Genomic DNA, 13,449 nt, shown 5'->3' with positions numbered 1-13,449 from the left:
AATCTGCGGAACCGATACAATGACGGTTCTCTCCAAATCCAAGGACGCCCCATGTCCCGCCAGATCATCAACACCGAAAACGCACCGGCCGCGATCGGTCCGTATTCGCAGGCCGTGCGTGCCGGCAACACCGTGTATTTCTCGGGCCAGATTCCGCTGGACCCGGCCACCGGCGACATCGTCGGCGCCGGTGATGTGGAAGCGCAGGCCCGCCGCGCGTTCGACAACCTCAAGGCCGTGGCCGAAGCCGCTGGCGGTTCGCTGGACAAGGTGGTCCGCCTGGGCCTGTACCTGACCGACCTGGCCGAGTTCGCCAAGGTCAACGCGGTCATGCAGGACTACTTCCAGGCGCCGTTCCCGGCCCGCTCCACCATCGAAGTGTCCGGCCTGCCCAAGGGCGCGAACTTCGAGGTCGACGCGGTCATGGTCATCGACTGACTGCCACATGGCACGTAGACCGGCGGTCACCCCGGCGCTGGCGCCGTCCGGCGAAGCCTCGCTGGCGGTGCTTGCCGGCGTGGGCCCCGCCGTGACCGCCAAGCTGGTGGCACGCGGCCTGTCCTCGCTGCAGGACCTGTGGCTGCACCTGCCGCTGCGCTACGAAGACCGCACCGCGCTGACCCGCATCCAGGACCTGCGCAACGGCGTGCCGGCGCAGGTGGACGTGCGCGTGGTGGCGGTGAACCGCGGCATGCGTTTCCGTCCCACCCTGAAAGTGGCCGTGGAAGATGAAGGGCAGGGCACGCTGGTGCTGCGCTTCTTCCATTTCCGCCAGCAGCAGGTCGCCCAGTTCGCGGTGGGCACCCGCCTGCGCTGTTTCGGCACGCCCAAGCCGGGCCAGCTGGGCCTGGAAATCGTGCACCCCAGTTACCAGGTCCTTGGCAGCACCGATGACCCGGCGCTGGGCGACAGCCTGGATCCGGTGTATCCCACCGTGGAAGGCATCGGCCCGGCCACGCTGCGCCGGTTGATCGGCCAGGCGCTGGACCGGCTGCCCGAAGAATCCACCCTGGAACTGCTGCCGCCCGGCTGGCTCGATGGCCTGGCACTGCCCTCGCTGCGCAGCGCGCTGCTGACCGTGCACCGCCCGCCACCGGACGCCAACCTGGCGGCCTTGGCGGCCGGCACCCATCCGGCCCAGCGCCGGTTGGCGCTGGAAGAACTGCTGGCCCACCACCTCAGCCTGCGCCGCCAGCGTATTGCGCTGCAGGCACACCACGCGCCTGCGCTGGCCGGGCCTGGCGGGCTCGCCAAGGCCCTGCTCAAGCAGTTGCCGTTCGCCCTGACCGGCGCGCAGAAGCGGGTGTTCATCCAGATCCGCGAGGACCTGGCCCAGCCACGCCCGATGCTGCGGCTGGTGCAGGGCGATGTCGGCTCGGGCAAGACCGTGGTGGCCGCACTGGCGGCCATGCTGGCGGTGGAGCAGGGCAAGCAGGTTGCGTTGGCCGCGCCGACCGAGCTGTTGGCCGAACAGCACCTCACCAACCTGCGCGGCTGGCTGGAACCCCTCGGTGTGCAGGTGGCCTGGCTGGCTGGCAAGGTCACCGGCAAGGCACGTGCGAAGGTGCTCGAGCAGGTCGCCAACGGGCAGGCACAGGTAGTGGTGGGTACCCATGCGTTGATGCAGGAGGCGGTGGTGTTCCATGACCTGGCGCTGGCCATCGTCGATGAGCAGCATCGTTTCGGCGTGCACCAGCGGCTGGCGCTGCGCGACAAGGGGCCGGGCGGGCGCAGCGTGCCGCACCAGCTGGTGATGACGGCCACGCCGATTCCGCGCACGCTGGCGATGTCCGAATACGCTGATCTGGACGTGTCGGCGATCGACGAACTGCCGCCGGGGCGCACCCCGGTGCAGACCGTCGCACTCAACAACGACCGCCGACCCGAACTGATAGAGCGCATCGCCCTGGCCTGCCGCGAAGGCCGCCAGGTGTATTGGGTGTGCACCCTGATCGAAGAGAACGATGAGCTTGATGCCACCCCGGCACAGGCCACGTTTGAATCGCTGCAGGCGCTGCTGCCGGGCGTGCGGGTGGGGCTGGTGCACGGGCGGCTGAAAGCCAGCGAGAAGCTGGCCACCATGGTCGCGTTCAAGGCCGGCCAGATCGACCTGCTGGTGGCGACCACCGTGATCGAAGTCGGCGTGGACGTGCCCAATGCCTCATTGATGGTGATCGAGAACGCCGAGCGGCTGGGCCTTGCCCAGCTGCACCAGCTGCGCGGCCGGGTGGGCCGCGGTTCGGCGGTGTCGCGCTGCGTGCTGCTGTACCAGGCGCGGCTGTCGGCGATGGCACGCGAGCGCCTGGAAACCATGCGCCAGACCAACGACGGCTTCGTCATCGCCGAAAAGGACCTGGAACTACGCGGGCCCGGCGAGCTGCTGGGTACCCGCCAGACCGGCCTGGCCGGGTTCCGCATGGCCGACCTGGTGCGCGACGCGGACCTGCTGCCGGAAGTGCACGCATTGGCCGAGCGGTTGTTGGCGGACGCGCCGGTGGTGGCGGACCGGGTGGTGGAGCGGTGGATCGGATCTGCGGTCCGGTATGCAGGGGCGTGACGCGACGCTTGGGCCGGCCAACGGCCGGCGGGTACGCGTCATCGCGTGCGCGCTGCCGCCCCACGATCCGCTTCGCGCATCGCGGGCCCCTTTTTATCGTGCTTCCGCACCCCCGCCGCTTCGCGGCCGCCCCCGGACGCCGGGGGCTCTCCACCCGACGCGCCGCCTGGGCCGCGCCTTGTATTTGTCATCCCGGGGTGCGAAAGTCCCTTGCCGCTTAACCAAGACGGCACGCATGACCAAGAAGATTCCGCTGTTGATCGACACCGATCCGGGTGTCGATGACGCCCTGGCCCTGTTGATGGCCTTTGCCGACGAACGCCACGACGTGGTCGGCCTCACCATTGCCGCCGGCAATGTCGGCCTGGACCACACGGTCCGCAATGCGCTGAAACTGTGTGAAGTGGCCGGGCGTGAAGACGTGCCGGTGTTCGCCGGTACCGCCGACCCGCTGCTGCATCCCTCGGTCGATGCAGCGCACGTGCACGGCGCCGATGGTTTTGGCGACGTCCACCTGCCCGCCGCGAAGCGCCAGGCCGAGGCCGAGCATGCCGCGCTGGCCATCCTGCGCCTGTCGCATGAGTACGCTGGCGAGCTGTTCCTGGTCGCCCTCGGCCCGCTGACCAACCTGGCCCTGGCGCTGAAGCTGGACCCGACCCTGCCGCAGCGCGTGAAGCGCTTCCTGGTCATGGGCGGGGCGGTGACCTGCCACGGCAACATCACCCCGGCCGCCGAATTCAACATCGCCTTCGATCCGGAAGCGGCCCACGTGGTGTTCACCGGCTTCCCGCATATCGAAGTCGCCGACTGGGAAGCCACCGTCGCCCACGGCCTGCTGCACAAGGATGTCGAGCAGTGGCTGGCCTTCGACAGCGACAAGGCCCGCTTCTACGAGCTGATCTCGCGCCAGACCCGCCTGTGGTCCGAAGACAGCCGGGGCGAGCGCTGGTTCGCCGCCGACGCGCTGGCCATGGCCTGGGCGCTGCAGCCCGAGGGCGCCCTGCGGGTCGAGGCGCGTCCGCTGAATGTCGAACTGGCCGGCGTGCACAGCCGGGGTGCTACCATTGTCGACTGGAACCGCCAGACCGGGCAGCCGGATAACACCCAGCTGCTGATGGCCTACGACCAGGGGCGTTTTGAGGCCCAGGTCCGGAGTGCGCTCGGCGTCGTCTGACGCCGCAGCGGCGGTCTCTTCACGCGGGATATGGTCTTGGCTTGCCCTTGGCGGCGGCTCCGGCTATACTGCCGCTCTTGCGTTTCCCTGACCTTATTTACGGTGTGTGCCCCATGAAGGACGATATCCATCCGAACTACCGTGACGTCGTTTTCCAGGACGTCACCTCTGATTTCAAGATCCTGACCCGTTCCACCATGGCGGCAAAAGAAACCGTGAAGTGGGAAGACGGCAACGAGTACCCGCTCGTCAAGATCGAAATCTCCTCCGCTTCGCACCCGTTCTACACGGGCAAGCACAAGGTGATCGACACCAGCGGCCGTATCGACAAGTTCCAGAAGCGTTTCGGCAAGCCGGCTGCGGCTGCTGCCGAGTAAGCTTCTGAAGCTGCTTCATCAGAACAACGGTCGCCCAGGCGGCCGTTGTTTTTTTGTGCGCGCGGTAAACCCTGCTGGCGGATGAACAACGATTCATCAATTGACCGGGCAGGCGGAACGCAGTGTCCACATCGACCCCTCCAAGGCGCCGCGATGCCTGCGCGGACAGGGCGGGGCGGCCCGTCGTCTACGACTTCCGTCCTAGGGCGTGGCAAATGGTGCTGTGCGATAATGACGTGATCCACAGCACAGGTTGTGGACTTCTTTCACGTGCCCGCCCCATGCGCTTGGGTGGGCGCCTTCCCCTGAGGAGCGCACACAGTGTCCGATCTTGATCAGGTCACGCTCAACGCCGGCGACACGTCGGTTGTTCTGCCTGTCATCAAACCCACGCTCGGCAACGATTGCGTCGATATTTCGAAGCTGACCAAGGAAACCGGTCTCTTCACCTACGACTCCGGCTTCACCGCCACCGCCAGCTGCAAGTCCGCCATCACCTATATCGATGGCGACAAGGGCGTGCTGCTGTATCGCGGCTACCCGATCGAACAGCTGTCGGAAAAGTCCAGCTACGTCGAAGTGGCTTACCTGCTGATCAACGGCGAGCGTCCGGGCGCCGAGCAGTTGAAGGCCTTCACCGACGAGCTGGCTGCCGAGGCCAACGTCGATGCCTCGATCAATGCCCTCATCGCCAGCTTCGACAAGGATGCCCACCCGATGGCCATCCTGGCAGCGGCCATCGCGCAGCTGTCGGCCAGGTACCACGCTTCGCTGGATCTGTCCGACGCCGAACAGCGCCGCCAGTCGGCCGTGCGCCTGATCGCCAAGGTGCCGACGCTGTCGGCGCTGATCTACCGCCACGGCAAGGGCCTGCCGGCCAACACGCCGGACACCTCCCTGGATTACGTCAGCCGTTTCCTGAAGCAGACCTTCGAGTCGGCCGATGGCCAGTACGAACTGAACCCGGACGTGGTCAAGGCGCTGGACCTGCTCTTCATCCTGCATGCCGACCACGAGCAGAACGCCTCGACCTCGACGGTGCGCCTGGTCGGTTCGACCGGTGCCAACCCGTACGCGTCGGTCGCCGCTGGCGTCACCGCGCTGTGGGGTCCGGCCCATGGCGGTGCCAACGAAGCCGTGCTGAAGATGCTCGAAGAAATCGGTTCGGCCGACAACGTCGAATCGGCCGTGCTCAAGGCCAAGGACAAGACCTCCGGCTTCCGCCTGATGGGCTTCGGCCACCGCGTCTACAAGAACTTCGACCCGCGCGCCAAGGTCATCGGTGAGATGACCGGCAAGGTGCTCAAGCAGCTGGGCGTGCAGGATCCGCTGCTCGACGTGGCCGTGAAGCTGGAACAGGCCGCGCTGCAGGACGATTACTTCGTTGCCCGCAAGCTGTACCCGAATGTCGATTTCTACAGCGGCATCATCTACAAGGCGCTGCAGATCCCGACCGAAATGTTCACCGTCATGTTCGCCCTGGGCCGCACCTCCGGCTGGGTCGCGCATTGGCTGGAGCAGCAGGTCGACCCGGAAATGAAGATCGGCCGTCCGCGCCAGGTCTACACCGGCAGCGACGTGCGCGACTACCAGGGCTGATCAGCGCCAGGTGACGTCTGAAAGACACCTCCGCAAGGAGGTGTTTTTTTTTGCGCGCGAGGCGCTGGCTCGTGGCGACAGGCAGCGACGTGTTCGCCTCCAACATGCTCGGAATGCTTGTGTTCCCGTCGTATCGCGCGCGCGGTCGCAGATCGCAGTCACGCGCGGCCGGTTTAAGAATGGTTGCGTGTGGACGCAGGGGTGCGTTGCCTACCTTGATCGTGTCGCCGCCACTGCATGCAAGCGGTGCGTACGACAACCTCATGCGAGGTGCATTCCAATCAAGGGAGAGAAATCCATGTACCGCACTCTGAAGCAGGCCGCGCTCGGCCTCGCGCTTGTAACTGCCGCACTGTCCGCCCACGCGGCTGAAGCGCACATCACCGTCTGGGCCAATGTCGACCCGACCCTGTCGCTGCTCAAGGCCGATGGCAGCGTGCTTCCCGATGCCGTGCAGATGCCTTATCGCGCCGGGCAGGGGCTCGGCAGCTGGAGCGAACGCGTGCGCGTGTTCTCCAACGACACCAGCCTCGACGTCGACGTGCGCCTGGCCGAACCGGCCGTGCTGATGCCCAAGGTCACCGCTGCGGGTGCTGTCGACGTGCCGCTTTCGGTCAGCCTCAATGGCCGCGAGCTCGGCGTCGCGCCGATCGCCTTCTCTGCCGACCAGCTGTTCCTCGGCGCCATCCCCGGGGCCTCCATTGAAATGCCCTTGACCGTTGCCCAGGCCACGCCCGGTCCGATCGCCGCTGCCGGCCTGTATGACGGCCCGGTCAGCCTCGTGCTGGTGCAGCGGGCCAGCAGCCTCTGACCTGTCACGCCGGCACCGGTGCCTGAGCGGCCGGTGCCGGCCCTTCCGCCATGCGCATTCCTGCTCCCGCCCTTGTCCGGCTGGCGGTGGCGCTTGCCCTGATGCTGGCCACCGTGGCCGCCCAGGCGAGCCCGGTGCCGGCCGGTTTCGAAGACCTGGTCACTGGCCAGCGCGAACGCCTCGACGTGCGCGCGTTCGGTCGTTCGGCCGGGCTCTGGCCCGCCTGGGTCACCCTCGACCACATCCAGCTTGAAGACCCCGCACAGGTGCTGGCGGCGCTGGGCCTGTCCCTGTCCGCCCAGCAGAGCCTGCTGCCTGCACTGTCGGCCGCCTTGCCGCGCGACAGCCACCTGGCCTGCGTCCACGCCCAGCCGCAACCCGGGTGCGGCTGGCGTGCCCCTTCGGAGGATCCCCACCACGTGTCTGCCATCTTCGACGAAGGCGACAGCGCGCTGCTGCTGTTTCCGGCCCTGCGCTGGCTGCCACGCGATGCGCCTGCCAGCGATGGCCTGCACACGCTCAGCGAGCAGGCCGAGAACGCCCTGCTGCACCAGCAGGGACTGACCCTCAGTGGCAACGGCAGCGAGCACGCGCTCAACGCGCAGGGCAGTGCCGCACTCGGCGTACTGCGCAGCGGGCACCTCGGTGGCAGCTGGAACTACGCGCGCCACGCCTGGCCCGGCCAACCCACCCGCGATCGGTTCCAGGTCGACGACCTGTACTACCGCCACGACCTGGCCCGGCGCCACTACCTGCAGCTCGGGCGCATGGACCGGCGCAACCTTGCCAGCAACCAGGGCGGCCAGTTCGGTCTCGGGCTGCTCCCGCTGGACCGCTTCGACGGCGTGCGCGTGGGCACCACCCAAGCCTATGTCGATGCCGATGCCAACCCCGGTGAGGCCCCGATCACCGTGCTGTTGTCGCGGCCCGCGCGCGTGGACGCCTTCGACGGCGACCGCCTGCTGCAGACCTTCTACCTGCCGCCCGGAGTCAGTGACCTGGACACCCGCCAGTTTCCGTCGGGGAGCTACGAGGTCACCCTGCGCATCCACGAGGATGGGCGCCTGGTGCGCAGCGAGACCCAGCCATTCGTGCGCGGCCAGGACTGGGGCCAGCCCGGCCTGCAGTGGTTCGTGCAGGGCGGGCGGCAACCCGCGGCGGTCACCCCCTTCGGGCACAGCACGCTGCAGGCCGGATTGCGCCTGCCGCTGGCCCGCCAGTTCGGAATGAGCCTTGGCGTGGCCCGGATCGACGATCACGGTATGCCGAGCTGCGTACCGGTGCGCGTCACCGCTTCGGCGCGCATGACCTGCAGGCCGAACTCGGCGTCATCGCTGGCAGCGATGGCAGCCGCGGGGGGCAGCAGCAGCTCAGCGTGCGCAACCGCGCTTCCTGGAACTTCTACCGCCAGCGCCTGCGCGGGGCCCGCTGCCGCGCGCTGCTGGCGGTCGACCGCGACCGGCTTGGCTGCGCCGACGCGCTGTCAGCGTCGCTGAGCGTGCCGCTCGGCGTCGGTAGCCTGTACCTGGGGCATACCCGCCGCCGCGTGGCGCCCGTGCTGCCGCGTTTCCCCGCGCGCCTGGCGCAGACCACGCGCAGCGTGCAGGCCAACTACAGCCACACCCGCCAGTGGCGCGGCTTGAGCATCAGCGCGCGGCTCGGTGCCTGGCGCCAGTCCGGGCCGCTGCATGACCAGGGCGCGCAGCTTGGCGTGACCCTGTCGCGGCTGCGGCACGCGGCCGGCAGCAACGTGCTGCAGCGGGTTGGCATCGATGCGCGCCAGCTCCGCCATGGCGATCCAGAGCGGAGCCTGTTGCTGGCGCAGTCGTGGCGCCAGGAGCAGGACGGCAGCGCGCGCGAGGCCGGCGCCGAACTGCGCGTGCAGGACACCGGCACCACCGACGCCCTGCTGGCGCTGCGCAGCTACACCCCGTTGGGACATACCGGCGCGGTGCTGTCCCACCAGCGGCGGCCGCACAGCACCGCCTACAGCCTCAGTCATGGCTCGGCGCTGGCGCTGTCGCCACGCGGCCTGTTCTGGGGCGGCGCGAGTGGCGCCGACGCCGGCGTGGCCGTGAGCGTGGCCGCCGCCGACCTGCCGGCGCTGGACGGCGCCGCCGCCGAAGTGCAGGCCGGCGCGCAGCGACGCCAGGTGCTGCGCTTCGGCCAGCGACGCCTGCTGCCGTTGAGTGGCTACCAGCGCCATCGCGTCGACGTGCACGATGTGGCCGCCCCCCTGCGGGACGCCGACGTGCGCGTGGCCCACCCGGGGACGGCGCACCGGCCCTTCCTGCTGCCAGGCCGGGTGATCGCGCTGCCGGTCGGGGTGGAAGCCACGTTCTCCTACATCGGCAGCGCCCGGGATGCCGCCGGTGGCGCACTGGCCGGCGCGCGCATCCTCAACGCGGCGCTGCCGCCGCTGGGGCGCGACGGGGGGTTCATCGCCGAGTTCACGCAGCGCCAGGAAGTGCTGTACCTGCTGCAACAAGGCCAGCTGCTGCAGTGCCCGCTGCACGTGCACGAGCAACGCAGCGTGGTGCTGCTGGTGGGGCAGGTTGCCTGCGCGCCGCTGGCGCGCGATGCATTGCCGGGCACCATCACCCAGCAGCCGCGGGTACAGCGGCTGCTCGATGAAGCGCCGCCGATCGCGTTGGGCATGCCGTGAGGTGGCGTCTGCAACGACCGCACGCGATCGTCCTGGCCCTGGCACTGTTGCCAGCCCTGCCTGCGCACGCTCAGCGGCCACCGGTGACGATCCCGGCGCCGGGCATCACGGTCACCCCCCTCCGCCATGCCTTCGACCGGGCTGCGCCGTTGCCGTTGTCGCTGTGGCCGCCACGCACCGTGCTGGGTTTCCAGGAAGTGGCATACGGCCACGGCGGTCTGCATGTCACCTGCACCGACACGCCTGCACGCGGGCGCTGCCCGCGCAGCGACAGCGGCGAAGGGCCGGGCGGGCGCCGACCGATCCAGCTCGAGTTCCACGAACAGCGCAGTGGCCAGCGCAGGGAGATCGGCGTCGTCGGTTGGCTGGAGCGCGTGGAGTGGGAGCGGACCTGCAGCGAAGATTTCTGGGAGAAATCCGAGTACCCGTTGTGGACCTCGGCCGTACGCGAGTGCCATATCGCCCCGGCCGGGACCGCCGCGACGCTGCAGGTGGAGGCAAGCGAGATCGGTGCGCTGGTGGCCGGGCGTTGGCAGGCCGAGCTGCACCTGGACGTGCGCAGCGGGCTGGGCGGTGCCGTACTGGGCCGGCACGTGTTCGTGCTGGACGTCACCGTCACCGATCCCGGCCGCGCCGCCATCCACCTGCCCGAACATGGCGGGTCGGCCGCGCAGATGGACCTGCAACTGCACCTTCGCACCCAGCCGCCGCCGGCCAGCGTGGGCGGCGAAGGCGTACTGGACATGTGCCTGTACGACGGCATGGGCTCGTCCAGCAGTGCGCTGGTGCTGATCGCACGCGATGGCGGGCCCGAGGTGCCTGGGCGGGCGCCGCAGCAATTCTCGGTGTGGCACCAGGGGGGAGGTCGCGCGCCGCATGACCGCCTCGACTACCAGCTGCAGGTGTTGCATGCCGGCCGGACCCGTGCGCTGGCCCGCGACGCGCACACGGTACTGGACGGCATCGACAGCGCCGAACTGCGTCCGGTGCTGCTGCCGGGCATGGATCAGCCGGTGCACTGCGTACCCACCCCATTGACCTTCGTCACCCCCCGGGTGCCGGCCGCCGAAAAGCGCGACGGCCGCTACCAGGGCGATCTCACCCTCGAGATGCGCCTGCCCACCCGCCGCCCCTGATGCCCGCCGAGACCACCATGCGCCTGTGCCGACCTGTTGTTGCCCTGTTGTTGCTGCTGCCTGCCGCCCCGGTGTCGGCCAACCTGGATGTTCACCCGATGCGCGTGCACGTCGACGCCGGGCGCACCACCAGCATCCGCGTGCACGCGCAGTCGCCGCGGACCCAGTACGTCAGGGCCACGGTCAAGCGTGTGGTTGCAGCGGCCACCGACGCCGAACACGAAGTCGACGAACCCCCCGGTGCCGACGCCGCGCTGGTGGTGACGCCGGCCATGTTCGCCCTGGCCGGCGGCGGCAGCCGACTGGTGCGGGTGATTGCGCTGGCGCCGGTGACCGAGGAAACCGCGTTCCGGGTGTACTTCGAAGGCGTGCGCGGTGAAGACCCCGACGCGGCGCCGGAACCTGGGCACATCGCCAGCGCCACCATCGGCGTCAGCCTGGTCTGGGGCGTGCTGGCCAATCTGCTGCCCGCCGACGGGCAGGTCGCGATGCAGCTGGTCGACGGCAGCCTGCACAACCGCGGCACGCTGCGGCTGGGCATCCGCCGCATCGAGCACTGCATTGCCGTGGTCTGCACCACCCATGACATTGAGCGCAGCGTCTATCCCGGTGCCGCACTGGCACTGCCGTTCCAGCCGACGGCCGGCGCGCGGCTGCGCGTGGACTACCGGCTCAGCCGCGACGGCTACCGCGAACACCAGCAGATCCTGCTGCCCTGAGAGGAAACACCATGCATTTTCTTTACCGCTCGCTGTTGTTGATGCTGCCGGGTGCCGCCCTGGCGGCCCCCGCGGTGTTGCCCGACGAGGTCGAGGCGGAGCTGCGCGACGACAGCGCCTCCATGGCCGCGCGCACCGTGTCCTTCGCCGGTGGGCTGGGCGTCGGCGTGGGCATGGCCGGCGTGTTCGGCCGCGACCAGGTTCGCGACCGCCCGGTGTATTGCGAGGCACCCGTACCGGCGCCGGTCGAGGTACCGACGCTGCCACCCGGTTGGGACGATGCGCTCTGGCAGGTCAACCACCATCACGAGCGGATCGCGCGCAACCGTTTTGACATCGACCTGCTGCGCGACGGCGTGCAGGGCGTCAGCGCCGACCTCAGCGACGTGGTGCGCTTCGACAAGGACGCCACCGTGCACCTGCGCGGCGCACGCCTGGTGGCGCTGGGTGCCGGTGAGGTCGCGGCCGACAGCCACCACGCGGTCAACGGGGCGCAGCTGTTCGCTGCTGAAACGCGGGTGGCCGCACTGGAATATGTGCAACGCTACGTCAAGATCGGGTCTGACGAAGAGAGCCTGCCGGCGCATGCCGGGTTCCTGGCCACCGCGGTGGGGGCCGACGCCCGCGCCGTGGCCAATGGTTCCACCGCCTACGGCAGCTACGCCACCGCGTTGGGCCACAACTCGGTGGCGCTGGGTCGTGCGGCCATCGTGCTGGAAGGGGCGCACGACGGCTTTGCGCTGGGCACGCGGTCGCGGGTGCTGGCCGAGAATGGCATGGCGCTCGGTGGCTCCACCCAGGTATGGGCGGACGCGCACGACAGCGTGGCGCTTGGCTTCGGCTCGATCGTACAGCGCCCGTGGGAGGTCTCGGTGGGCGGGCAGGGTCTGCGCCGGCGCATCACCAACGTGCTGCCCGGCATTGCCGCCGATGACGTGGTCTCGCTGCGGCAGCTGTCGGACATGGCCGCCGTGCTCGGCACCGGCATCAACGCCGAGGGCGGGGTGCGCGGCATGCGCTTCGCGGTGCAGGGCACGTGGCACGGCACCGTGGCCAGTGCCGTGGACGCGCTCGACAACGCGGTGAGCGACGCACACCGGGTGCTCGGTGAAATGGGCGAGCAGGTTGGCGCGTTGGCAGGGAAGGGCGGCGGTCCGGGTGAAGAGGCCGGCGCCGCGCCGGCGGAGGCGATCACCGATGCGCCAGCCGATGCAACGTCCGCTACCACGGCAACCGCGTCCCGGAGCGACGCACGCGCGGACGAGCCGGTGGCGGCAGCGGCGCAGCCAAGGGAAGCGCCGCTGCCGCCGGTCGACACCCGCGCCGTGGACGACGCCGTGCAGCGCGCCAATGCCTATACCGACCAGGCGATGGCCGGGGTTGACCGTCGCTTCGACCGCCTCGACCGCCGCATGAACCGGATGGTGGCGATGGGCAGCGCCCAGGCGGCCATGGCCATGAACACGGCCGGCCTGCCGACCTGGAACCGGTTGGGCGCGGGCGTGGGCCATGCCGATGGCGAATCGGCCCTGGCAGTGGGGTACCAGCGCGTGCTGGATCGGCGCACCACCACCAGTTTCAGCCTCAGCGGTGCCTTCAGCCAAGGTGGCGAAAGCAGCGTGGCGGTGGGCGTCGGCGTCGGCTGGTAGGGCCTGCGCGGCGAGCGCTCAGGGGCTGTCCAGATAGCCTCTGATCTCGTCCTCGGCCAGCAGGCTGCGCACCTGCGCGGCCGAGGCGCGCCGCATCGGCTTCTCATCGATGCTCGACAGCGGCGGCTGGCGCAGCGCGTCGTAGGGCAGCACCGCCACGTCGAAGGTCAGCCCTTCGGCGGAGAACACCCACACCGGCACGTCCAGCGTGCGTTCGCGGTCCAGGCGCAGGCGTCGCATGCGCGACTCGGCCGGGATGCGGTGTTCTTCGAGGAAACGCTGCACGGCATCGGCATCGTCGCTGTGCAGTTGCAGCTGCACTGGACTGTTGGCGTCGGCGGTTCCGTCCAGCACCGGGCCGCACAGGCGCGGTGCGAAACCGTGCAGGAATTCCAGCGCACGCAGGCCGGCTTCGCGGCGCTGCCGAAGCTGCGTGCCATGCCCGGCACCGGCGAACAGGCGCTGGTACTCGCGCAGGGCGTCTTCGATCTCGGTATTGCGCGGCAGCGAGGCATCGTCGTGGATGCCCAGCCGCCCGGCGGCTTTCAACTTGGCCTGGTGGTAATCGCGGATTCCGCCTTCGGCCATCAACCGCGCCGCCTCATGGGCGAGCCGGTGGCGGCGTTCGCGGGTCTGGCTCTCGGCATGCTGGCGGGCCCGATGCATGAGCATTCCTCCCCTTGACGACCTGCCCCGACAATACACCGATCGTGTGCCGATCAGGACACGCACGGCGTGTCCCTACGCAACGTCCCGCCCAAA

Annotated in this window: 11 protein-coding genes and 1 pseudogene; 11 read left to right on the top strand and 1 reads right to left on the bottom strand. The window is 69.3% G+C overall.

Annotated elements, in window-relative coordinates; translation table 11 throughout:
* Positions 1 to 51: 51 nt before the first annotated feature.
* From J7J08_RS04085 to J7J08_RS04040, 11 genes and pseudogenes are all read left to right on the top strand, one after another.
* Complete coding sequence (locus J7J08_RS04085) at positions 52 to 438, top strand: RidA family protein (protein WP_068853882.1); 387 nt, start codon at positions 52 to 54, stop codon at positions 436 to 438.
* A 7-nt stretch (positions 439 to 445) separates the two neighbouring features.
* Positions 446 to 2,557, top strand: a complete 2,112-nt coding sequence (gene recG, locus J7J08_RS04080; protein WP_214901751.1) for an ATP-dependent DNA helicase RecG — start codon at positions 446 to 448, stop codon at positions 2,555 to 2,557.
* 235 nt (positions 2,558 to 2,792) lie between these two features.
* Positions 2,793 to 3,731, top strand: a complete 939-nt coding sequence (locus J7J08_RS04075) for a nucleoside hydrolase (RefSeq protein ID WP_214901749.1) — start codon at positions 2,793 to 2,795, stop codon at positions 3,729 to 3,731.
* A 113-nt stretch (positions 3,732 to 3,844) separates the two neighbouring features.
* A complete protein-coding gene (locus J7J08_RS04070; RefSeq protein ID WP_214901747.1) occupies positions 3,845 to 4,108 on the top strand; it encodes a type B 50S ribosomal protein L31 in 264 nt (87 codons plus the stop codon).
* Between the two features lie 321 nt (positions 4,109 to 4,429).
* Positions 4,430 to 5,707 (top strand): citrate synthase, encoded by a 1,278-nt coding sequence (locus tag J7J08_RS04065; protein WP_214901745.1) that lies wholly within the window; start codon positions 4,430 to 4,432, stop codon positions 5,705 to 5,707.
* A 298-nt stretch (positions 5,708 to 6,005) separates the two neighbouring features.
* Complete coding sequence (locus J7J08_RS04060; RefSeq protein WP_214901743.1) at positions 6,006 to 6,518, top strand: CS1 type fimbrial major subunit; 513 nt, start codon at positions 6,006 to 6,008, stop codon at positions 6,516 to 6,518.
* A gap of 50 nt (positions 6,519 to 6,568) precedes the next feature.
* Positions 6,569 to 7,552, top strand: a pseudogene (locus J7J08_RS13475) (TcfC E-set like domain-containing protein); the annotation flags it as partial.
* Between the two features lie 92 nt (positions 7,553 to 7,644).
* Positions 7,645 to 9,183 carry a CS1-pili formation C-terminal domain-containing protein gene (locus J7J08_RS13345; protein WP_343237700.1) on the top strand — a complete coding sequence of 513 codons (1,539 nt, stop codon included), beginning with the start codon at positions 7,645 to 7,647 and terminating at the stop codon, positions 9,181 to 9,183.
* Positions 9,180 to 10,319, top strand: coding sequence for a CfaE/CblD family pilus tip adhesin (locus tag J7J08_RS13470; RefSeq protein WP_343237699.1), 1,140 nt, complete (start codon positions 9,180 to 9,182; stop codon positions 10,317 to 10,319). Before J7J08_RS13345 ends, J7J08_RS13470 begins: the two co-directional genes overlap by 4 nt.
* On the top strand, positions 10,319 to 11,038 hold the full coding sequence (locus J7J08_RS04045) for a fimbria/pilus periplasmic chaperone (RefSeq protein ID WP_251006413.1): 720 nt from the start codon (positions 10,319 to 10,321) through the stop codon (positions 11,036 to 11,038). The genes J7J08_RS13470 and J7J08_RS04045 overlap by 1 nt, the downstream gene beginning before the upstream one ends.
* A gap of 11 nt (positions 11,039 to 11,049) precedes the next feature.
* On the top strand, positions 11,050 to 12,687 hold the full coding sequence (locus J7J08_RS04040) for a YadA-like family protein (RefSeq protein ID WP_214901741.1): 1,638 nt from the start codon (positions 11,050 to 11,052) through the stop codon (positions 12,685 to 12,687).
* Between the two features lie 18 nt (positions 12,688 to 12,705).
* Here the strand turns inward: J7J08_RS04040 and J7J08_RS04035 are convergent, their stop codons facing one another.
* Positions 12,706 to 13,353, bottom strand: a complete 648-nt coding sequence (locus tag J7J08_RS04035; RefSeq protein ID WP_214901739.1) for a hypothetical protein — start codon at positions 13,351 to 13,353, stop codon at positions 12,706 to 12,708.
* Positions 13,354 to 13,449: the final 96 nt, after the last annotated feature.

The sequence above is a fragment of the Stenotrophomonas sp. ISL-67 genome (genome assembly GCF_018612915.1).
Lineage (GTDB): Bacteria > Pseudomonadota > Gammaproteobacteria > Xanthomonadales > Xanthomonadaceae > Stenotrophomonas.
The sequence above is the reverse complement of the archived record's forward strand: the minus strand, read 5'-3'. Positions and strand labels throughout refer to the sequence as shown.